Source organism: Salinibacterium sp. G-O1 (genome assembly GCF_030063305.1).
GTDB lineage: Bacteria > Actinomycetota > Actinomycetes > Actinomycetales > Microbacteriaceae > Rhodoglobus.
In genome coordinates, this window is sequence record NZ_JASISV010000001.1 from 1,110,390 (window position 1) to 1,131,208 (window position 20,819).

Genomic DNA, 20,819 nt, shown 5'->3' on the forward strand with positions numbered 1-20,819 from the left:
AGCGGTATCGCATGCTTCAGTTACGTAGTGTGGAGTGGTGAGCGAGCCCAGCATCCGTGACATCCTGCGCCACCTTCCGCCGTTCGCGACCGATCTGCCCGATTTCGATACGGATGCCGCCCCGGCAGACCCGCTCGAATTGTTCGGTTCGTGGCTGGCCGAGGCCGTCCGCGTCGGCGTGGCGCAGCCGCACGCGATGGTGCTGTCGACCGCGGGGATGGACGCGACGCCCACCGCCCGCACGCTGCTGTTGAAGGATGTGACGGCCGAGGGGCTCTGGTTCGCGAGCGTCGGCGACAGCCCCAAGGGCCGCGAGATCGCCGCCAATCCGAGCGTGGCGCTCACGTTCTACTGGCGCGAGCAGGGCAGGCAGGTGCGGGTCACGGGGGAGGCCAACATCGGACCACGGGCGGTTGCCGAGCTCGACTTTCTGGCGCGGCATCCGACGGCGCGAGCGAATGTGATCGCCGGTCGGCAGAGCGAACCCATGCCCGAGGAGGCGGACGTGCAGCGCGCTGTCGGCGCCGCGCGCGAGCTGGTGGCGCAGCATCCTGAGACAGTTCCGGACGACTGGAACGCATACCTCGTCAGGCCGGAAACCGTCGAATTCTGGCAGGCTTCGCGCGAGCGTGACCAGGTGCGGCTCCGGTACTCCCGCACCGCGGAGAGCTGGGCAACGGCGGTGCTCTGGCCGTAACAGAATTCGCCCCCACTCATGGGAGGATCGAAGGATGCAAAGAACTGTTACCTCCCGCCTTGAGCTCGACATCAAGGGCACCACCAACATGGTGTTCAGCATTGCTGCTGCACAGGGTTCGGCCGTGACGTCTGAGCTGCTCAGCTTCGTGCTCGACGGCGAGCCGCAACGCGCGACGGAGCTCACGGATCGCCACGGGACCAGACTGCACACGTTCGTCTCCGGCCCCGGCCAGATGATCGTCGAATATTCGGCCGACATCGCTGGTCGCTCCGATGCCGCCACCCCGGTAGACCTCGACCTCGTCACGTATCTGCGCCCCAGTCGTTACTGCGAATCCGACAGCCTCACACCGACCGCGCGATCGGAATTCGCCGGGATCAAAGGCCACGAGCTGCTGCACGCCGTCACGCTCTGGGTGTGGAACAAGTTGCGGTACGTTCCGGGATCGAGCCTTCCCACCGACGGCGCCGAGCAGACGCTGCTGGCCCGTCGCGGAGTCTGCCGTGACTACGCACACCTCGTCATCGCGCTGCTGCGTGCGCTCGACGTGCCCGCCCGGATGGTCGCGGTGTACGCGCCCGGTCTTACCCCCATGGATTTCCACGCGGTCGCCGAGGCGTACGTCGACGGAGCATGGTGGGTGGTGGATGCCACACGCCTCGCCCCACGCCAGAGCATGGTCCGCATCTCAACGGGGCGCGACGCTGCAGACACCGCATTCCTCACCAACCACTGGGCAGACCTCGTGCTCAGCAAGATGAGCGTGCTCGCCATCGTCGACGAGTTGCCCACCGACGACGGCACCGAGCTGGTTCAGCTCGGCTGACGCCGCTATCCCAGCGCGTCGGCGGCAGCGCCGATGATCGGCACGGCGTCCCGGTCGCCGAAGAAAGCGATGGATGTCGCGGTCAGCCAGAACTTGCCCGGGAAGGCCTGGGCGGATGAGCCGAGGTCTCCCTTGTCGAAGTAACCGTCGGGGCCGAAGCTCGACACCGGCGTGCTGCTCGCGGCGAGAAATGCCTTGCGGTTGGCGATCGACTCGGCGTCGAGCTTGGCCACAGACACGTCGATGGTGTCGCCGCTGGACTGGTTCATCCACCGGCAGGCCAGTCCGTTGGCCGCCACAGCCTGACCCGCAAGCGAACCGCCGAGCGGAACAAAACCGTCGATAAGGCCGAAGTTGGGGTTGAAGTCGTACATCTGCTGGGGGCTGATGAGGTCGTTACATGAGACGCCGACTGGTTCACCGGTCTCGACGTGCGCACCGGGGGTGGGCTCCGGAACCGCTGTTGCCGTTGCCGTTGCCGTCGCCGATGTCGTCGCACTCGCGGAGGGCTTGGGCGTCGGGGTCGCCGTCGACGCTGTGTCAGTTGGCGAACCGCAGGCGGACAGCGCCAGCATTGCGGAGAGTAGGGGAACAGTGATCAGGAGCATACGGCGAGCGGACATTGCCCCATTGTGCCCCAGCTAAACTTGTTTCTCGTGAACCCCGCCGATCTCTCCGCAGCCTTGTTAACCGTAGTGACGGCAATCTCCACCGCCCGTGGGGGCACCCGCGAGCTCACCGTCGACGACCTGCTGCTTGAGCGCCCGCGTAATCGGGATCACGGCGACTGGGCATCCAACATCGCCATGAAGCTCGCGAAGTCGCTGGGTGTAAGCCCCCGGGAGCTCGCCGACGAGATCGCGGTCGAGGCTGCACAGCTCGCCGGTGTTGCGTCGGTTGACGTCGCAGGGCCCGGCTTCATCAACATCACACTGGATGCCGCTGCCGCCGGGGCGCTCGCGAAGACCATCGTCGAGCAGGCCGACGCGTACGGTCGCGGCGATCTCTACGACGGCATCGCCATCAACCTCGAATTCGTCTCGGCAAACCCGACAGGACCGATTCACATCGGTGGCGTGCGCTGGGCCGCCGTGGGCGACAGCCTCGCGCGAATCTTCCAGTCGCAGGGCGGAATCGTCACGCGCGAGTACTACTTCAACGATCACGGTGCGCAGATCGACCGGTTCGCTCGCAGCCTGCTCGCCTCGTTCCTGGGTGAGCCCGCCCCGGAGGACGGCTACGGCGGGGCGTACATCTCCGACATCGCCGCGCGAGTGCTCGCCACCTATCCCGGAACGCTCGAGAGGATCCCGCGCGCCGAACAGCAGGAGCTGTTCAGGGCCGTCGGTGTGGAGCTGATGTTTGGCGACATCAAGGCCGCCCTGCACGAATTCGGCGTTAAGTTTGACGTCTACTTCCACGAGAACGAGCTGCACGAGAGCGGTGCCGTCGAAAAGGCAATCCAGCGCTTGCGTGATCTTGGTGCGATTTATGAGGCGGATGGCGCCACCTGGTTCCGGTCGACTGACTACGGCGACGACAAGGACCGTGTCGTCATCAAGAGCGATGGCGAATTCGGCTACATTTCCGGCGATCTCGCCTACTACCTGAACAAGCGCGAGCGCGGCTTCGAGCGCAACTTCATCATGCTCGGCGCCGACCACCACGGGTATGTCAAGCGGCTGATGGCGATGACGAAGGCGTTCGGCGACGAGCCTTACGTCAACCTCGAACTGCTCATCGGCCAGATGGTGAACCTGGTTCGCGACGGCGAACCGATGCGCATGTCGAAGCGCGCGGGCACCGTCGTCACCCTCGAAGACCTCGTGGAGGCCGTGGGAGTGGATGCCGGTCGCTATGCCCTCGTGCGCAGCTCGATCGACTCGCAGGTCGACATCGACCTCGATCTCTGGGGCCGCAAGACCAACGACAACCCCGTGTTCTACGTGCAGTACGCACACGCTCGCACCCATTCCGTGGCCCGTAACGCCGAGGCATCCGGTGTCGACCGCAGCGTTTTTGAGGCGAGCCTGCTCTCTGACGAGACGGAAAGCATCCTGCTGGGCGTGCTCGCAGAGTTCCCAAGGGTGGTGCGTCAGGCCGCTGAACTCCGGGAGCCGCACCGCATCGCGCGGTACAGCGAGCAGCTGGCCGGCGCCTACCACCGCTGGTACGACGCGTGCCGCGTCACGCCGCTCGCCGACGATGCCGTTGATGATGTGCACCGCACGCGGCTCTGGCTGAACGATGCGGTCGGTCAGGTCCTGCGCAGCAGCCTCGGACTTCTCGGTGTCAGCGCTCCGGAGCGGATGTAGCTCATGGCCGAGCCGATCGTGCCCAGGAGTGAGCGGGCCGACCCCGCACAGACCCTCGTCATCGAGGTTCCACCCGAGAAGCCGGTACGCCGACGGCGTCGATGGATGGGATGGCTCATCGCCGGCGTGATCGTCGTCGTCCTGCTTCTCGTCGCGTTCTTCCTCGGGGACGCTCTCGCTCGCCAGTACGCAACAAATCTTGTGCGGGAGAAGATCGTCTCCGCGTTGCAACTCGACCCGCAGTCCGAGGTCGATGTAAACCTCGGAGACGGCTCGATCCTGCTGCAGGCAGCGACGGGAAGCATCGACGAGATCAGCGTGCACATCCCCGAGTTCACCCTCGGCGACGTCGTGGGGGAGGCCGAGATCACGGCGACCGGAGTGCCCATCGACACGTCGAAGCCTTTGGACACGATGGGGATCGAGGTGACGGTGAACGAGACCAACGTCAAGAAGCTGTCCGGCTACCTCAGTGGGGTAGACCTGACCTCGATCGACCTGCGTGACGGTCTCATCAGGATCGGCTCGAGCCTCGACGTCTTCTTTGCCAGCATTCCGGTCGCAATCGATCTGTCGCCGTCAGCGACCGAGGGCGGCATCGCCTTCGAGCCGGTGACGGTGCTGCTGGGTGACCAGGAGCTCTCCGTCGCCGACCTGCGCGCGATTCCCGGAATTTCCGGCATCGTGGGCAACCTGCTTGGCTCGCAAACTGTGTGCGTGGCAAGCTACCTGCCCGTGGGGCTGACGGTCGACGATGTCAACATCGTCGGTACCGACCTGATCGTGTCGATCAACGGCGATGGAGTCGTCCTCGACGGCCCCGATCTCTCGGCTCGAGGAACCTGCCCACCGTCATAACCCGAAGCCCACAGTCTCGGCCCCGGTAAGCTCAATGGGTTTGACAGCAGTGCATCGCCCAGCCCGCCCGCTCGTATTTTCTTCGTGAGGTTCAGTGAACAGCAATCCGCTCGCCCCGTCGTGGCTCGCCGTTCCCGCTGATGCGAATGAACTGGCGGCAACTGTCTGGTCAAGGAACACCGCTCGCGATGCGTCGGGCGAGATCGTCATTGCCGGAGTAGCCGCCTCGGCCATCGCAGCAGAGTTCGGCACGCCGGTCTATGTGGTCGATGAGGCAGACGTGCGCAGTCGCGCCCTCGAGATCCGGCAGTCTTTCGATGCCGAATTCGCGAAAGTGGGCGGGGCGGTAAAGGTCTATTACGCGGGCAAGGCGTTTCTGTCGATCGACGTCGCAACGTGGATGAACGACGCCGGGCTCAACATCGACGTCGCCAGCGGGGGAGAGCTCGCCGTTGCGCTCGCGGCAGGCGTCGACCCGGCCAGACTCGGTTTGCACGGCAACAACAAGTCCATCGCCGAGATCGACAGGGCCGTGTCAATCGGGATCGGCGCCATCGTGATCGACAGCGAGATCGAGATCTCGCGCATTGCCGAGGCGGCCACCCGACACGGCACAGTGCAGCCCGTGCGTCTTCGCATCAACAGCGGCGTGCACGCATCCACCCACGAATATCTTGCAACGGCCCGCGAAGACCAGAAGTTCGGAATTCCGTTGGTGGATGCCGCGGCCCATGTCGCGCTCATCAGGGCCGAACCGTCGCTCAAGTTTCTGGGCCTGCACTCGCACATCGGCTCGCAGATCTTCGAGTCGAGCGGCTTCGCGGAGGCGGCCCGCAGACTGTTCGCTCTGCACGCCGAACTTCTCGCGGGCGGCCCGGTTCCCGAGCTCAACCTCGGCGGCGGGTTCGGCATCGCGTACACGAGCGTCGACGAACCGCTGCCGATCGCTGAGATCGCGACCCGGTTCGCCGAGATCGTTTCAGAGGGCGCCGCCGCACTCGGCATCCCCATCCCGGTGGTGGCGATCGAGCCAGGTCGCTCGATCGTCGGTCCCTCCACGACGACGCTGTACACGGTGGGCACGATCAAGGATGTGGTCGTGGACGGCACTGATGTGCGCAAGTACGTCAGCGTCGACGGGGGCATGAGCGACAACATCCGCCCCTCTCTTTATCGCGCCGACTACTCGGTGCGCATAGCCAACCGATCGTCTTCAGCCGCACCACAGCTCGTTCGAATCGCAGGCAAGCACTGTGAGTCCGGCGACATCGTCGTGCATGCTGACTACCTGCCGGGCGACGTCGAGCCGGGTGATCTGGTGGGCGTGCCCGCAACTGGCGCCTACGGTTGGGCGATGGCCAGCAACTACAACTACCTGTGCCGCCCTCCGGTGGTGGCCGTTGTCGATGGAGTTGCGCGGGTCATTGTGCGCCGCGAAACCGAAGAAGATCTGCTCAGCAGGGACGCAGGCGTCAGAGTCAGCACCGCCGTTCCAGCCAGCACAGCCGTTCCAGCGAACACAGTTAAGGGAGCACAATCGTGACCGAAGAACGCACGCTGCGAGTCGCAATCCTTGGTGGTGGAAGCGTGGGGTCGCAGGTTGCTAGCCTGCTGATCTCGCACGGGGACGAGCTCGCGGTCCGGGCAGGAGCGACGCTCGAGGTGGTCGGCGTCGCCGTCCGTAACCTCGATGCTCCGCGCGACGGAGATATTCCGTCGCAGCTTCTCACCACGGATGCCGCAGGCCTCGTGCTTCGTGCAGACATCGTTGTCGAGCTCATCGGCGGCCTCGAGCCGGCGCGCACACTCATCCTGGCCGCGCTGAACGCTGGCGCAGACGTGGTCACCGCCAACAAGGCCTTGCTCGCGACGCACGGTCCCGAGCTTTTCGCGGCTGCGGAAAAGGTGGGCGCGCAGCTCAACTATGAGGCTGCCGTTGGTGGAGCGATCCCGATCATCCGTCCGCTGCGTGACAGCCTCGCCGGCGATCGCGTGAGCCGCATCCTGGGAATCGTCAACGGAACGACCAACTACATCCTCGACCGCATGGACGTGGAGGGCGACTCGCTCGAGGGTGCCCTCGCCGAGGCGACCCGTCTCGGCTACGCCGAAGCAGACCCGACCGCAGACATCGAAGGGTTTGACGCCGCGCAGAAGGCGGCGATCCTCGCGAGCCTGGCGTTCCACACCACCGTGCCACTCGATGCCGTGCATCGCGAAGGCATGAGCACGGTCACGCTCGACCAGGTCGTGTCGGCTCGCAAGGCCGGCTACGTCGTGAAGTTGCTCGCCATCTGCGAGCGGATCACGGATGCCACCACCGGCGTCGAGGGCGTCACCGCGCGGGTTCATCCCGCCCTGGTGCCTATAGATCACCCGCTCGCGGCGGTGCACGGCGGCAACAATGCCGTGTTCGTTGAGGCAGAAGCCGCTGGCAGCCTGATGTTTTACGGCGCAGGCGCCGGCGGCATCCAAACCGCGTCCGCCGTGCTCGGCGATGTCGTCTCAGCAGCCCGCCGCAACCTGGCCGGCGGCCCTGGCGTCGCAGAGTCAACGCAGGCCAACCTGCCGGTATTGCCCATGTCGAGTGTGATCACGAAGTACCAGATCACGCTGACCGTGGTCGACGAACCAGGCGTGCTCGCGACGATCGCCACCCAGTTCAGCGACCAGGGGGTCTCGGTCGAGGCAGTTTCGCAATCAGTTCGTGACGGCGGGGATGAAGCTCGCCCCACCGCTACCCTTGTCATAGTCACGCACCGCGCCGCAGAGTCCTCTCTCGCCGCGACAGTGACAGCGCTCGCCGCGAGTCCCGTGGTGTCGAGTGTCGTTTCCGTTTTACGAGTTGAAGGACAGTAACCAGTGGCACACCAGTGGCGCGGAGTTCTCCGCGAATACGCCGACCGCCTCGACATCTCGGACGCGACTCCGATTGTCACACTGGGTGAGGGTGGCACCCCGCTCATCCCGGCAGACGCCCTGTCGCACCGAACCGGCTCGAAGATCTGGGTCAAATACGAGGGAATGAACCCCACGGGTTCGTTTAAAGATCGCGGAATGACCATGGCGGTTTCGAAAGCTGCCGAGCACGGTGCGAAGGCCGTCATTTGTGCCTCCACCGGAAACACCTCCGCCAGTGCCGCCGCCTATGCGACCCACGCCGGACTCACCGCGGCTGTGCTCGTGCCAGAGGGAAAGATCGCCCTGGGCAAGCTCGCCCAGGCCATCGCTCATGGTGCCGAGCTCATCCAGGTCAAGGGCAACTTTGACGACTGTCTCGACATGGCGCGGGAGCTTGCCAGCAACTACCCGGTGCACCTCGTGAACTCGGTCAACCCCGACCGCATCGAGGGCCAGAAGACCGCGGCGTTCGAGGTCATCGAGGTGCTGGGGGATGCGCCGGACTTCCACATCGTGCCGGTCGGTAACGCGGGAAACTACACCGCTTACCACCGCGGCTACACCGAAGACCTTGCACAGAATGCGAGCACGAAGTTGCCGCGCATGTTCGGTTTCCAGGCAGCCGGCAGCGCGCCGCTCGTGCTCGGTCACGTCGTGAAGAACCCGGAGACCATCGCCAGCGCGATTCGCATCGGCAACCCGGCATCCTGGGAGCTCGCCATCGCGGCTCACGAGAACAGTGACGGATACTTCGGGTCGATCACCGACGAGAAGATCCTCGAGGCATACCGCATCCTGTCGGCAGAGGTCGGGATCTTCGTCGAACCTGCCTCCGCCATCAGCGTGGCCGGCCTTCTCGAGCGAGCAGAGGCCGGCGTGATTCCCAAGGGCTCGACTGTCGTGCTCACCGTCACCGGTCACGGCCTGAAAGACCCGCAGTGGGCATTGCGCACTGCAGACGGCGACGAGATCACCCCCACGGTTGTCTCGGTCGATGTCGATGAAATCGCGGGCGTGCTGGGACTGGCCAAGGAAGGCGCTTGACCCTCGGGGCACCAGTCGCCGGGCGATCCGTGATCGTGCGTGTGCCCGCGACATCCGCCAACCTGGGTCCAGGCTTCGACACGCTCGGGCTCGCGCTCGCCGTCTATGACGAGCTCATCGTCACGGCAACGGCGGCGCCCGGCGTTCTCGTCGACGTCACCGGTGTGGGCAAGGGTGAGGTGCCGACCGACGAGTCGAATCTCGTCGCCAGGTCGATCGCCTACACGTTCGAACGTGTGGGGCAACCCGTTCCCGGGCTGCATCTCGTGGCAAATAACGTGATCCCCCACGGTGGAGGTCTCGGATCGTCGGCAGCAGCGATCGTGTCTGGTGTCATGGCGGCCGCCGGGTTGCTCGAGGGCATCGTCGACATCGATGTCGAGCGCATGCTCATTATCGCGACCGAGCTCGAAGGCCATCCAGACAATGTGGCGCCCGCGCTTTTTGGTGGGCTCACCATCGCGTGGACGGAAGAGTCGGGTCCAAGGGCGAAGAGTCTGGATGTGCACCAGGGCGTGTTCCCGCTCGTTTTCGTGCCGGACCATTCCGTCTCCACCGCTCTCGCCCGCAGCCTTCAGCCGGCAACGGTTCCCTTCGACGACGCCGTCTTCAATGTGTCGAGGGTTGCCCTGCTGATCGCTGCGCTCACCCAGAGCCCCGAGCTTCTTCTCGAAGCCACCGAGGATCGCCTGCATCAGGAGTACCGTGCGAGCGCGATGCCGGAGACCAACGCCGTCGTGCACCTGCTGCGGGAGCACGGCTTCGCGGCAGTCGTGTCGGGGGCAGGTCCGTCTATTCTCGTCCTCGCCAGTGACTCAGCCCAGCGCGAGGCTGCGGCCGCGCTCGTCGCCGCGCACTCTGAACACCCCTGGCGCGCCGTGATGACGGCCGTCGATTTCAAAGGTGCTACAGTGAATTCGCACCAGGTAGAAGCGAAGCCCCAGCCGTAGCTTCCCGGTTGCACCATCACCCTCACCCCGTGGCATCCGATTCCTGCGCACCCGCGCAGACAGCCCGGGATGATCAGCTCTCCTGCGATTAGCAACTTTTCGGCAGGGGAAAGGAAGATCCACCAGTGACTAACGTCAACTCAAGCTCAGACCTGAGCGCTCTCAAGCTTCCCGAGCTGCAGGCACTCGCCAGCTCCCTCGGCATCAGTGGCGCATCCAAACTTCGTAAGGGAGACCTCGTGGCCGCGATCAATGACAACCAGAACGCCGGATCCTCAGCAGACTCGGCAGCGGCGTCAGCGCCCACCGAGGCAGCCCCTGTTGAGGCAGCACCCGTCGAGGCAGCACCTGTTGAGGCAGCACCTGTCGACGACGCGCCTCAGGCGGCACCAGCCGCTCGCAAGCGCACCTCTCGCCGGGTCACCAGCGCAGACACCGAGGCGATCGCAGCGGCACCGAGCCTTGCTGGCGCGCCAGTTGTGGATGACGCGGCGGTAGCCACGGCGGCAGCCACGGCCGAAGCCACCACCGTTTCGGCCGCTCCCGACGAAACCGCTCCGCCAGCACGCAAGGCGTCACGTCGCGCCAGCTCACACGTGGCCAAGGCCGAGTCCGGACTTGAAGACCCCACTCCGGCTGACGTCGCGGTCGAGGCTTCCGACTCGTCCGAGGACGACTCAAACGGTTCGTCAGACAACAGCGGTGAGCAGGAGGGCGGTTCCACCCGTTCGTCGCGCAACCGCAACCGCAACCGTAAGCAGGCCGCAGACAGCAATGGCCAGCAGAACGACGGCCAGCAGGGCAACGCACAGCAGGGCGGTCGTCAGCAGAACAACCGCCAGCAGGCTGGAAACCAGCAGCGCGACAACCAGCGCGATAACCAGAACCGTGACAACCAGCGCGACAACCAGCAGCGCGACAACCAGAACCGTGACAACCAGAACCGTGACAACCAGCGCGTTCAGGATGGCGACCTCGAGGGCGGCAGCGGCCGCAGCCGTTACCGCGACCGCAAGCGTGGCCGTGGACCGGTCGGCGACGACTTCGAGCCCGAGATCACCGAAGATGACGTGCTCATCCCGGTGGCTGGCATCCTCGACGTTCTCGACAACTACGCCTTCGTGCGCACCTCCGGCTACCTGCCCGGAAACAACGACGTCTACGTGTCACTCGGCCAGGTCAAGAAGTACAACCTGCGCAAGGGCGACGCCGTCGTCGGTGCGATCCGCCAGCCGCGTGACGGCGACCAGGGCCAGGGTCGCCAGAAGTACAACGCCATCGTGCGCATCGACTCGATCAACGGTCTGCCCGTTGACGAAGCGGCAGAACGCGTCGAATTTGGAAAGCTCACCCCCCTCTATCCTCAGGAGCGCCTGCGCCTCGAGACGGAGCCGGGCAAGCTCTCCACCCGCATCATCGACCTCGTGTCGCCGATCGGCAAGGGCCAGCGCGGACTGATCGTCTCGCCCCCCAAGGCCGGCAAGACGCTCGTGCTCCAGGCCATCGCCAACGCCATCTCCAAGAACAACCCAGAGGTTCACCTCATGGTTGTGCTCGTGGATGAGCGTCCGGAAGAGGTCACCGACATGCAGCGCACGGTCAAGGGTGAGGTCATCGCCTCGACCTTCGACCGCCCCGCCGAAGACCACACCACAGTTGCTGAGCTCGCTATCGAGCGCGCAAAGCGCCTCGTCGAACTCGGCCACGACGTCGTCGTGCTGCTCGACTCGATCACCCGCCTCGGCCGCGCATACAACCTGACCGCGCCGGCATCGGGTCGCATCCTCTCCGGCGGCGTCGACTCGTCCGCGCTCTACCCGCCGAAGCGTTTCTTCGGCGCGGCACGCAACATCGAGGAGGGTGGCTCGCTCACCATCATCGCCACCGCGCTGGTCGAAACCGGCTCCAAGATGGATGAGGTCATCTTCGAGGAGTTCAAGGGCACCGGCAACATGGAGCTTCGCCTGTCACGCCAGCTCGCCGACAAGCGCATCTTCCCTGCGGTGGATGTCAACGCATCCGGAACCCGTCGCGAAGAGATGCTGCTGGGCGCCGACGAGGTCAAGGTGACGTGGAAGCTGCGTCGCGCACTCGCCGGTCTCGACCACCAGCAGGCACTTGAGATCGTCCTGGGGCGTTTGAAAGAGACCCAGACGAACGTAGAGTTCCTCATGCAGGTGCAGAAGTCGATGCCCGGTGCCAACGGATCCAAAGAGGACTAAGAATGTTCGAGTCAGTGCAGACGCTGCTGGCCGAACATGATGAGCTTCAGAATCAGCTAGCTGACCCTGAACTGCACTCAGATCCGGCCAGGAGCAAGAAGGTCAATCGACGATACGCGGAACTTGCGCGCATCATCGCGGCGTATCACGAGTGGCGTCAGCTCACGGATGACGTGGCTGCTGCCACCGAGATGGCGGCGGAAGACGAGTCATTCGCCGACGAACTGCCGGCGCTGACGGAGGCGCTCGACCTGGCCCAGGAGAAATTGCGTCGGCTGCTGATTCCTCGCGACCCCAACGATGCCCGTGACGTCATCATGGAAATCAAGATGGGGGAGGGTGGAGCAGAATCCGCTCTCTTCGCCGGCGATCTGCTTCGCATGTACCTGCACTACGCAGAGTCGAAGAAGTGGAAGACCGAGATCATCGAGCAGACCTCGAGCGACCTCGGGGGCGTCAAGGATGTGCAGGTCGCCTTCAAAGGCAACTCCAGCGACCCCGCCGAGGGCATCTGGGCTCACCTCAAGTACGAGGGTGGTGTGCACCGCGTCCAGCGCGTGCCAGCGACCGAATCGCAGGGGCGCATCCACACCTCGGCGGCCGGCGTGCTCGTCTTCCCCGAGGTGGATGAGCCCGAAGAGGTCGAGATCAGCCAGAACGATCTCAAGATCGACGTCTACCGCTCGAGTGGACCCGGCGGCCAGTCGGTCAACACCACCGACTCCGCTGTGCGCATCACCCATCTTCCGACCGGCATCGTCGTTGCCATGCAGAACGAGAAATCGCAGCTGCAGAACCGCGAAGCCGGCATGCGAGTCCTGCGTGCGCGCATCCTCGCTCACAACCAGGAGATCGCGGACGCCGAAGCCAGCGTGTACCGCAAGAGCCAGATCCGCACCATGGACCGCTCGGAGCGCATCCGCACGTATAACTTCCCCGAGAACCGCATCGCCGATCACCGCACGGGATACAAGTCGTACAACCTCGACGCGGTGATGAACGGAGCACTCGAGCCGGTCATCCAGTCGTGCATCATTGCGGATGAAGAGTCGCGACTCGACGCTCTTGGCGCCGACGACTGATCCACATCTGGGCGTCAGGCCCGACAACACCATGATTACGATCACAGAACTGCTTGAGCGCGCAATCGGCACGCTCTCAAGCGCCGGAATCAGCAACCCGTCGGTCGACGCAGAGCTTCTCATCGGACACGTGCTGGGGCTCAGCCGCGGGGGAGTGCAGGCGAGAGCCGTCACGGGAACGACCGTGCCCGGCGACGCCTGCGCCGCGATCGAGCAGCTCGTGGAGCGCAGGGCCGCCCGCGAGCCGCTTCAGCACATCACCGGTCGAGCCGCGTTCCGTCAGCTCGATCTCGCCGTCGGCCCCGGAGTTTTCGTGCCGCGACCCGAGACGGAGTTCGTGGCGCAGTTCGCGATCGACGCGTTGCGCGCCACGGCATCACCCGAACCCGTCGGCGTCGATCTCGGCACGGGCAGCGGTGCGATCGCGCTGGCCATGGCGACCGAGGTCGGTCACGCTCGCGTGTACGGCGTCGAGGTCTCGCCTCGCGCCTTCGTCTGGACGCGGCAGAACTTCCGCGATGTGGGCGCACCGAATGCCACCGCCGTGTTCATCGACCTCGCGCATGCACTGCCCAGCCTCGATGGCAGGGTCGATGTGGTGATCTCCAATCCCCCGTACATCCCGCTCGGTGCGATTCCGCGTGATCCCGAGGTGCGGCTGTTCGACCCCGAGATCGCCCTCTACGGCGGGGAAGACGGGCTGGATGTCGTGCGCCAGGTCTCGGCGACGGCACTGCGACTGCTGCACCGGGGTGGCACGCTCATCCTCGAGCACGGCGAGTTGCAGGCCGCGCAGATAGCCGCGCTGCTCAGGGACGACGGATGGACCGCCGTCGCTCACCACCGCGACCTCCTCGGTCGCGATCGCGCCACGACTGCCCTGCGCTAGCCGGCGCTCGCCCGCGCGCCGCTGCCCGCGCTGCGCGCCGCTGCCCCGCGCGCCGCTGCGAACCGCGGCAAATGTCGAGTGTGCGCGCCAGAGTCGACCATTTGGCGCGGTTCGCGAGCGTCCTGCTGCCGCGCCCGTGGCTCATCCTCCCCTCCACAGGCACCGTTGCCAGGCGGATGCCACCAACACGCGACCGTGCGGCGGTCCATCCTGCCAAGGCTGACAGGGTGAAATGTGACCCGCCGCCCCACGATCCCCGACGAGTTTCGGGGAGTACCATTCACGCGATCACAGAGCATCGCAGCTGCGCTATCGCCGGGTCGACTGCGCTCGCGCGATATCGAGCATCCGTTCCACGACGTTCATCGGGAGGTGGGGAGCCCAAAGACGCTCGCCTGGAACTGCCGCGCATACCTGCTGCGAATGGTGCACGGCGGGGCATTCAGCCATGCCACTGCAGCCGCGCTCTACGGTCTTCCCCTTCCGGCGTATGCAGCCACTTCCGTCGTGCACGTGACAAGACCGGTGGGTGGTCGCGCGCCAGAGGGTCGGGGTGTGGCAGGTCACGAACTTTCCTCCGTTGTGGATGACTCGGCCCTTCGTGCACCGCGACCATCAGAATCACGACCTCTTCGAGCTCCCTGTTCTCGCTCCCGCCGTCGTGTGGGCGCAGTTGGCACAATCGCTGGATGAGGACGATCTCGTGGCGATGGCCGACGCCCTTGTCGCCGGTGCCGACCCTGTATGCACGATGCAGGAATTGAGGGTGCAAACCCTCGCATGGCGGGGCCGTCGAGGTGCTCGGGCGATGTTGAGGGCGATAGATAATGTGCGAGTCGGATCGCTTTCCCGACCCGAGTCGCTACAGCGCCTGCAACTGGTGAGGGCGGGGATTCCGGAACCGAGGCTCAACGTGACTGTCGCCGATCTGCATGGCGTTGACATCGCGATGGCAGACGAGGTGTGGCCTGAGTTCCGGACACTCGTGGAGTACGAAGGGGATGGGCACAGAGCATCCCGCGGAAAATTTCGAAGCGACATCACCCGCGTCGAGCGGTACGCCGACGGCGAATGGTTCGCGCTTCGGTCTCACGCGGATGACGTGTTCGGCGACCCCAATCCTTTTATCGGACGGCTCTGGCGCAGGCTGGTGGCGCGCGGATGGCGTCCAGGGCTGCGCGAACCGCGGCATATTGCTCCCGCGCGAAGGTAGACCCCACATTTGCCGCGGTTCGACGCGGGAGGGGCGGCTTGTGGCAACCGAGGGCTAGCGCCGACGGGCTAGCGGCGAGCCGCCGCGAACGTCTCGATCGCGTCGAGCATCCCGGCCGCACTGCCGTAGTGATACGACGTGATCCCGATCGAGCGGGCTCCTGCCACGTTCTCGTGCATGTCGTCGGCGAAGAACGCGTCGCGGGGAGAGGTGTCGTATGCCGCGAGCACCCGCTCGAACACGAGGGGATTCGGTTTGCGCGCACCGTAGTGACTCGAGGTCAGCATGTGCTCGCCGAAAACGTCGATCAGCTCGGGCGCGAGGGTGCGGATGTGTTTGGCGGTGAGCGCGTTGTTGTTGGTCAGCAGCGTGATTCTTCCGAGCTGGGATGCCCGGCGAACCGCCGCGATCGCTTCGGGCCGCACGGCCATCGCAGACCCGCGCACGCGCACCCACTCGTCTTCATCCACGTCGACACCGATCGCCGCGGTGAACGCGCTGAGGTAGGCATCCGGAGTCTCGAAAACTCCGGCCTCTCCCGCCCACTCGCCGTCGTCGTGCCACCACAGCTCTCGCAGCTCACCGAGGGGGATGCCCGTGAGCTCGGTCAGTCCATCCATGCGGACGCGCCAGTCGTAGTCGTACAGCACGTCATCCATGTCGAAGATGAACAGGAGGCTCATTCGGTGCCTCCCGCGAAGCGCTGGTCAAAGAAGTAGGTGTCCACGGGGTTTCAGTCTTCCACGGCTTGATGCGGCCGCGTCTCAGGGGCTTCGTGACGCGCACGGGTAGCATAGACGCGACATGGCCCCCATTTACGATTGCTCGGTTGAAGCCGAGCTGCTCACCGGCATGCGCCTGGCTCGTCTTGCTATCGGTCGCGGAGATCTGGTGGTGATACCGACCGACACCGTCTACGGCCTTGCCGCCGATGCGTTCAACCCGGCCGCCGTGCAGAAGCTCATCGATGCGAAGGGCCGCACGCGGCAGTCGCCCCCACCCGTGCTGATTCCGGGCATCCCGACCCTCGATGCTCTGGCCGAAAGCGTTCCGGACGAGGCACGCACCCTGATGGCGAAGTTCTGGCCGGGTGCGCTGACGATCATCCTGCCCGCGCAGTCGTCGCTGGTGTGGGACCTGGGGGAGACGCGGGGCACCGTCGCGCTGCGCATGCCGTCGAACCGCATCGCACTCGAACTGTTGTCGGAGACCGGGCCGCTTGCCGTGTCGAGCGCGAACCTCACCGGCGAGCCTGCTGCCGTCACTGCGGCTGGCGCTGAGGGGATGCTCGGCGATTCTGTCAGCGTCTACCTCGACGACGGCGAGGGCGGCACCGTGCCTTCGACGATCGTGGATGCCACGCCGCTGCTGCTGCCCGACGGCAAACTGCGCATCGTGCGCGAGGGCGCCATCTCGCAGTACCACATCCGCGCCGTGGTGGGGGCGGATCGATGCGAATAGTCTTCTACATCCTGGTGACGGGGGTCTCGGCGGTCGTGACGTTCGGTCTTGCCGTGGTGATCTGGAAGCTGAGCACGAAGTACCGTCTGTATCCGCAGATCCGTGACCGCGACGTGCACACGCGGCCGACCCCACGTCTCGGCGGGGTGGCGATGTTCCTGGGCATGCTGGTGGCGTTCGCTGTCGCATCCCAGCTAGACAGTTTCCGCATCGTGTTCACCGAGCCGGGGAAGGTGCTCGGCATCCTCGGTGCAGCATCGATCATCGTGCTGATCGGTGTTGCGGATGACATCTGGGATCTTGACTGGGTCACGAAGCTGGCAGGGCAGTTCGTCGCGGCGGGGCTGCTCGCGTGGCAGGGCGTGCAGATCTTCACCCTTCCCATCGGCGGCCAGACGATCGTGTCCCCGTACGTCTCGCTGACTCTCACCGTCTTCGCGGTGGTGTTGGTCATGAATGCCATCAATTTCATCGACGGCCTCGATGGTCTCGTTGCCGGCGTCGCGTTGATCGCCAACTCTGTGTTTTTTGTGTACACCTACGTGCTCCAGTCGAGTGCGCAGACCGAGTACTTCAACCTCGCTTCCCTTTTGACCGCCGTGCTGATCGGCGCGTGCATCGGGTTCCTGCCGCTGAACTTCCACCCGGCGAAACTGTTCATGGGGGATGCCGGGGCGCTGCTTGTGGGTCTCCTGATGGCTGCGTCTGCCATCTCGGTCACCGGACAGATCGACCCGAGTATTGCCGCCCAGCCGGACAGCTTCACGGCGTCGCTGCTTCCCGCGTTCATCCCGATCGTGTTGCCGTTCGCCGTGCTGGTGATTCCGCTGCTCGACTTCGGACTCGCCGTCGTCCGCCGTCTGCGCGCTGGCAAGTCTCCGTTCTCCGCTGATCGCAAGCACCTCCATCACCGACTGCTCGACATGGGACATTCCCACCTGCACGCCGTGCTGATCTTCTACGCGTGGACCCTGGTCGTCTCGGTGGGATGCCTCGCCTACCGATTCGTGCCGTGGTACGCCGCAACCCTTTTCATCGTCGTCGGCCTGATCATCTGCACCTTTGTGACGCTGACGCCGCTGAGCAAGAGGAAGGCCCTCGAGGCCCGCTCCCAGTCGGCTGGAGCGAGTGATGGCGTTGCTGACGCTCGCTACGACGGTCTCGATGCTGCGGCCGACGAAGAGATCCTGACAACTGCAGCCTCACACCACGAACCGAGAGAACCGCACGCATGAAGACAGCGACAATCCTTGCCAGGGCCATCGTCTACGGAGCGATCCTGACCGCGATCATTGCGGTCGTCGGTTCGGTGATCGGATATCTCGTGGCCGGCAGCTCGGGTCTCATTAGCGCCCTCGTGGGAGCTGGCCTCACCGCGCTGTTCATGGGATTCACGGCGCTGAGCATCGTTCTGGCGGCGAAAGTCACCCACAACGAGCCCTCGAGCACTCTTTTCTTCGGGATCGTTCTCGGGGTGTGGCTACTGAAGTTCGTCGTGTTTATCGCGATCCTCGTGATCCTGCGTGATCAGCCGTTCATCGAACCGCTGATCATGTTCTTCTCGATTCTCGTTGCGGTTATCGGCAGCCTGGTGGTGGATGTTGTGGCGTTTGTGGGCGCCAGAGTGCCCTATGTGGGCGATGAAGTCCTGCCCGATGGGGCAAATAACGCCGCCAAAGAGTAGTTCGGGTTCTACACAGTGTCGAACTGTTGGTAGAGTCTTAGAGATCGCCCCCCACCTTTCATCGCCGCGTGTTCGCACGCCCCGATTCTGGAGCCAGCGCTGCTACACCACGCTCTCAACCTTCTTGCCCTCGCCCCCGATGACGGATCGGGCGACAGTGGTTTCCACGGGCCTACCCTCGAGGATTTCTTTCCTCCGGTGCTCTTCTTCGAAGGAACGCCGTTCGAGATAAACCGCGTCATCCTGATTCGCTTCCTCGTTGTTGCGCTGATCGTGCTGGTCTTCTGGCTCGGCACCAGGCGGATGAAGATGATCCCGGGCCGCGGCCAGTCGATCCTCGAGTTCATCCTCGGCTTCGTGCAGTCCAACATTGTCGAGGGAAACCTCGGTAAGAAAGACGGCGCCCGCTTCCTCCCGGTTATCACAGCGATCTTCATCACCGTTCTCGGGATGAATATCACCGGCATCATTCCCGGCATCAACCTCACCGGAACGTCCGTTATCGGGTTGCCGCTGGTGCTCGCCCTGGTCGCGTATGTCACCTTCATCTATGCCGGTGTGAAGAAGTCGGGAGCCGGCTTCTTCAAGACAGCGCTGTTCCCGTCTGGTGTGCCCGTCGGCTTGTACATCATCGTGACGCCGATCGAATTCCTCTCGACGTTCATCCTGCGCCCGGTCACGCTTGCCCTTCGACTTCTGATGAACATGATCGCCGGGCACATGCTTCTGGTGCTCTGCTTCTCGGCAACCCAGTTCTTCTTCTTCAGCGCCGGCGGGCTCTACGCCCTGTTCGGCGTCGGAACGCTTGCGTTCGGCTTCATCTTCACCATCTTTGAGATTCTCGTTGCCGTGCTTCAGGCATATGTCTTCGCTTTTCTCACCGCCGCCTACATCCAGCTCGCGCTGGCTGAAGATCACTAAACGAACCTGGCACTCGCCAGTTCGCCACCCTGGAAGGAAACACACGTGGACCCCATCACGAACGTCGCCGAGCTCACCGGCCACATCGCTCCGATCGCCTTTGGCATCGCGACCATCGGCCCCGCCATCGGCGTGGGTATCGTCGTCGGAAAGACCGTCGAGTCGGTTGCTCGCCAGCCTGAGCTGCAGGGCCGCCTGACCGGCCTCATGTTCCTCGGCATTGCGTTCACCGAGGCTCTCGCGTTCGTCGCGATCGCCGTCGCGTTCATCCCGTTCCCGTAATAATCACCAGTCAAAGAGGAGGCAGGAATGCTTAGCGCAATCCTGGCTGCAGCAGCGGAAGTGGAAGCGGAAGCAACGCCGAACCCGCTCCTGCCCGAGCCGTACGACATCATCTGGTCGGCCGTCTGTTTCGCGATCATCCTGTTCGTCTTCTGGAAGAAGTTCCTTCCTGCAGTCAAGAAGACGCTCGATGCTCGCTCCGAGGCGATCGAGGGCGGGATCAAGAAGGCCGAGATCGCTCAGGCAGAGGCTGCCGCTGCGCTCGCGCAGTACAAGGACCAGCTCGCCGAGGGTCGTGCCGAGGCCGCGAAGATCCGTGACCAGGCTCGCGCCGACGGTACGAAGATCCTCACCGAGCTCAAGGAGCAGGCCGCCGTTGAGGCAGCCCGCATCACCACCAACGCCCAGGCGACCATCGAGGCTGAGCGCCAGGGTGCTCTTATCTCGCTGCGTGCAGAGGTTGGATCGCTCGCGATCGACCTCGCGTCCGGTGTTATCGGCCAGAGCCTCAGCGACGACAAGCGAGCATCGACCCTCGTCGACCAGTTCCTTGCTGAGCTCGAAACTGACGACAAGGCCAAGGCGGGTAAGTAATGGGATCGGCAACCAGGGTGGCGCTGGCGGAAGCCCGCACAGCGCTCGGTGCGCTCAGTAACACTGACGCCCTCGCGGCAGGGCAGCAGCTCTTCAGCGCTGGCCGTGTCATCGGGGATTCCGCGCAGCTGCGTTCGATGCTCGCCGACCCAGCGGTTGCCGCATCCGAGAAAGCGGCTGTTGTCGACAGTCTCTTCTCCTCGCTCGGCGCACCAGCGCGTGGGTTGCTCTCTGGGATCGTCGCTTCGCGCTGGTCCACTCAGGATCAGCTTCTCGCTGGCATCGAGGAGATCGGCATTCGTGCTGTCGCTCGTTCTGCACCGAAGGGCCTCTCGATCGAGAGCGAACTTTTCGCCTTCGGCGCGGCCGTCTCGTCCGACCCCGAGCTCGAGCTGGCGGTCGGAAGCAAGCTCGGCACCAACGCGGCCAAGTCGGCGCTGGTCAGCGCCCTGCTCAAGGGCAAGTCGAGCGACCAGTCGCTCGCGATCCTCGACCAGCTTGTGCAACAGCCCCGCGGCCGTCGCATCGGCGGCCTCGTTCGCACCGCAGCATCCATCGTCGCTGATGAGGCAGGACTGGCAGTCGCCACGATCACCTCAGCATCGCCGATCAGTGCTGCTCAGGTCGACCGGCTTCGTGCTGGACTCTCGAAGAGCTACGGACGCGATCTCGAGGTCAACCTCGTCGTCGATCCGTCCATCGTGGGCGGTATTCGCGTGCAGGTCGGCGACAACGTCATGGACGGCAGCGTCTCGACCCGCATCAACGAACTCAGGCTCAAACTCGCCTCCTAGTTTCGGGGCGCACCACAAGGTTTCAACAAATTCGTGTCAGCAGCACCACACGAGCTGACACAAGAATCAAACTTTTCCACTGA

The 20,819-nt window shown here is 64.5% G+C and carries 21 protein-coding genes; 19 read left to right on the forward strand and 2 right to left on the reverse strand.

The features are described from left to right. The first annotated feature begins 37 nt into the window (after positions 1 to 37). A complete protein-coding gene (locus QMG83_RS05440; protein WP_283504312.1) occupies positions 38 to 697 on the forward strand; it encodes a pyridoxine/pyridoxamine 5'-phosphate oxidase in 660 nt (219 codons plus the stop codon). Between the two features lie 34 nt (positions 698 to 731). After that, entirely contained in the window at positions 732 to 1,526 is a 795-nt protein-coding gene (locus QMG83_RS05445) for a transglutaminase-like domain-containing protein (RefSeq protein WP_283504313.1), read from the forward strand. Positions 1,527 to 1,531: 5 nt separating this feature from the next. On the opposite strand, the gene QMG83_RS05450 is transcribed toward QMG83_RS05445, so the two are convergent. Then, entirely contained in the window at positions 1,532 to 2,149 is a 618-nt protein-coding gene (locus QMG83_RS05450) for a hypothetical protein (RefSeq protein WP_283504314.1), read from the reverse strand. A gap of 33 nt (positions 2,150 to 2,182) precedes the next feature. Between QMG83_RS05450 and argS the strand changes: the two genes are divergently transcribed. The 10 genes from argS (at position 2,183) to QMG83_RS05500 (ending at position 15,000) form a co-directional block, all read left to right on the forward strand. Further along, positions 2,183 to 3,841, forward strand: coding sequence for an arginine--tRNA ligase (gene argS / locus QMG83_RS05455; protein ID WP_502948996.1), 1,659 nt, complete (start codon positions 2,183 to 2,185; stop codon positions 3,839 to 3,841). Between the two features lie 3 nt (positions 3,842 to 3,844). Then, a complete protein-coding gene (locus QMG83_RS05460; protein ID WP_283504316.1) occupies positions 3,845 to 4,699 on the forward strand; it encodes an LmeA family phospholipid-binding protein in 855 nt (284 codons plus the stop codon). Positions 4,700 to 4,793: 94 nt separating this feature from the next. Continuing rightward, positions 4,794 to 6,242: a diaminopimelate decarboxylase gene (lysA, locus tag QMG83_RS05465; protein WP_283504317.1), complete on the forward strand. Its 1,449-nt coding sequence runs from the start codon at positions 4,794 to 4,796 to the stop codon at positions 6,240 to 6,242. Then, on the forward strand, positions 6,239 to 7,558 hold the full coding sequence (locus QMG83_RS05470) for a homoserine dehydrogenase (protein WP_283504318.1): 1,320 nt from the start codon (positions 6,239 to 6,241) through the stop codon (positions 7,556 to 7,558). The genes lysA and QMG83_RS05470 overlap by 4 nt, the downstream gene beginning before the upstream one ends. Positions 7,559 to 7,561: 3 nt before the next feature. After that, on the forward strand, positions 7,562 to 8,644 hold the full coding sequence (gene thrC / locus QMG83_RS05475; RefSeq protein WP_283504319.1) for a threonine synthase: 1,083 nt from the start codon (positions 7,562 to 7,564) through the stop codon (positions 8,642 to 8,644). Continuing rightward, positions 8,641 to 9,594, forward strand: coding sequence for a homoserine kinase (thrB, locus tag QMG83_RS05480; RefSeq protein ID WP_283504320.1), 954 nt, complete (start codon positions 8,641 to 8,643; stop codon positions 9,592 to 9,594). The genes thrC and thrB overlap by 4 nt, the downstream gene beginning before the upstream one ends. 125 nt (positions 9,595 to 9,719) lie before the next feature. Beyond that, positions 9,720 to 11,816 carry a transcription termination factor Rho gene (rho, locus tag QMG83_RS05485; protein ID WP_283504321.1) on the forward strand — a complete coding sequence of 699 codons (2,097 nt, stop codon included), beginning with the start codon at positions 9,720 to 9,722 and terminating at the stop codon, positions 11,814 to 11,816. Between the two features lie 2 nt (positions 11,817 to 11,818). Next, positions 11,819 to 12,898, forward strand: coding sequence for a peptide chain release factor 1 (gene prfA, locus QMG83_RS05490; protein ID WP_283504322.1), 1,080 nt, complete (start codon positions 11,819 to 11,821; stop codon positions 12,896 to 12,898). Positions 12,899 to 12,929: 31 nt separating this feature from the next. Further along, positions 12,930 to 13,787 (forward strand): peptide chain release factor N(5)-glutamine methyltransferase, encoded by an 858-nt coding sequence (gene prmC / locus QMG83_RS05495; protein ID WP_283504323.1) that lies wholly within the window; start codon positions 12,930 to 12,932, stop codon positions 13,785 to 13,787. 586 nt (positions 13,788 to 14,373) lie between these two features. After that, a complete protein-coding gene (locus tag QMG83_RS05500; RefSeq protein ID WP_283504324.1) occupies positions 14,374 to 15,000 on the forward strand; it encodes a hypothetical protein in 627 nt (208 codons plus the stop codon). 68 nt (positions 15,001 to 15,068) lie between these two features. Here the strand turns inward: QMG83_RS05500 and QMG83_RS05505 are convergent, their stop codons facing one another. Continuing rightward, complete coding sequence (locus tag QMG83_RS05505) at positions 15,069 to 15,683, reverse strand: HAD-IA family hydrolase (RefSeq protein ID WP_283504325.1); 615 nt, start codon at positions 15,681 to 15,683, stop codon at positions 15,069 to 15,071. Positions 15,684 to 15,804: 121 nt separating this feature from the next. Here QMG83_RS05505 and QMG83_RS05510 point away from each other — a divergent pair, with 121 nt between their 5' ends. From QMG83_RS05510 to QMG83_RS05540, 7 genes are all read left to right on the forward strand, one after another. Next, positions 15,805 to 16,461, forward strand: coding sequence for an L-threonylcarbamoyladenylate synthase (locus QMG83_RS05510; RefSeq protein ID WP_283504326.1), 657 nt, complete (start codon positions 15,805 to 15,807; stop codon positions 16,459 to 16,461). Continuing rightward, complete coding sequence (locus tag QMG83_RS05515) at positions 16,458 to 17,696, forward strand: MraY family glycosyltransferase (protein ID WP_502949005.1); 1,239 nt, start codon at positions 16,458 to 16,460, stop codon at positions 17,694 to 17,696. The genes QMG83_RS05510 and QMG83_RS05515 overlap by 4 nt, the downstream gene beginning before the upstream one ends. Continuing rightward, positions 17,693 to 18,145: a Cg1360 family ATP-synthase-associated protein gene (locus QMG83_RS05520; protein WP_283504328.1), complete on the forward strand. Its 453-nt coding sequence runs from the start codon at positions 17,693 to 17,695 to the stop codon at positions 18,143 to 18,145. The genes QMG83_RS05515 and QMG83_RS05520 overlap by 4 nt, the downstream gene beginning before the upstream one ends. Positions 18,146 to 18,232: 87 nt before the next feature. Beyond that, on the forward strand, positions 18,233 to 19,066 hold the full coding sequence (gene atpB / locus QMG83_RS05525; RefSeq protein ID WP_502949006.1) for a F0F1 ATP synthase subunit A: 834 nt from the start codon (positions 18,233 to 18,235) through the stop codon (positions 19,064 to 19,066). 45 nt (positions 19,067 to 19,111) lie between these two features. Continuing rightward, the gene (atpE, locus tag QMG83_RS05530) at positions 19,112 to 19,348 is read left to right on the forward strand and encodes an ATP synthase F0 subunit C (protein ID WP_283504329.1); all 237 of its coding nucleotides are present in this window, start codon (positions 19,112 to 19,114) and stop codon (positions 19,346 to 19,348) included. Positions 19,349 to 19,375: 27 nt separating this feature from the next. Continuing rightward, positions 19,376 to 19,942 carry a F0F1 ATP synthase subunit B gene (locus QMG83_RS05535; RefSeq protein ID WP_283504330.1) on the forward strand — a complete coding sequence of 189 codons (567 nt, stop codon included), beginning with the start codon at positions 19,376 to 19,378 and terminating at the stop codon, positions 19,940 to 19,942. After that, positions 19,942 to 20,736, forward strand: a complete 795-nt coding sequence (locus QMG83_RS05540; RefSeq protein ID WP_283504331.1) for a F0F1 ATP synthase subunit delta — start codon at positions 19,942 to 19,944, stop codon at positions 20,734 to 20,736. The genes QMG83_RS05535 and QMG83_RS05540 overlap by 1 nt, the downstream gene beginning before the upstream one ends. Positions 20,737 to 20,819 lie beyond the last annotated feature (83 nt).

Bases quoted from the DNA above. Each gene is read 5' to 3' on its own strand.
- QMG83_RS05510 (WP_283504326.1), top strand. From the start codon at position 15,805: ATGGCCCCCATTTACGATTGCTCGGTTGAAGCCGAGCTGCTCACCGGC.
- QMG83_RS05540 (WP_283504331.1), top strand. From the start codon at position 19,942: ATGGGATCGGCAACCAGGGTGGCGCTGGCGGAAGCCCGCACAGCGCTC.
- QMG83_RS05460 (WP_283504316.1), top strand. From the start codon at position 3,845: ATGGCCGAGCCGATCGTGCCCAGGAGTGAGCGGGCCGACCCCGCACAG.
- QMG83_RS05505 (WP_283504325.1), bottom strand. From the start codon at position 15,683: ATGAGCCTCCTGTTCATCTTCGACATGGATGACGTGCTGTACGACTAC.
- QMG83_RS05535 (WP_283504330.1), top strand. From the start codon at position 19,376: ATGCTTAGCGCAATCCTGGCTGCAGCAGCGGAAGTGGAAGCGGAAGCA.
- QMG83_RS05450 (WP_283504314.1), bottom strand. From the start codon at position 2,149: ATGTCCGCTCGCCGTATGCTCCTGATCACTGTTCCCCTACTCTCCGCA.
- QMG83_RS05520 (WP_283504328.1), top strand. From the start codon at position 17,693: ATGAAGACAGCGACAATCCTTGCCAGGGCCATCGTCTACGGAGCGATC.
- QMG83_RS05500 (WP_283504324.1), top strand. From the start codon at position 14,374: ATGACTCGGCCCTTCGTGCACCGCGACCATCAGAATCACGACCTCTTC.
- QMG83_RS05445 (WP_283504313.1), top strand. From the start codon at position 732: ATGCAAAGAACTGTTACCTCCCGCCTTGAGCTCGACATCAAGGGCACC.
- prmC (WP_283504323.1), top strand. From the start codon at position 12,930: ATGATTACGATCACAGAACTGCTTGAGCGCGCAATCGGCACGCTCTCA.
- prfA (WP_283504322.1), top strand. From the start codon at position 11,819: ATGTTCGAGTCAGTGCAGACGCTGCTGGCCGAACATGATGAGCTTCAG.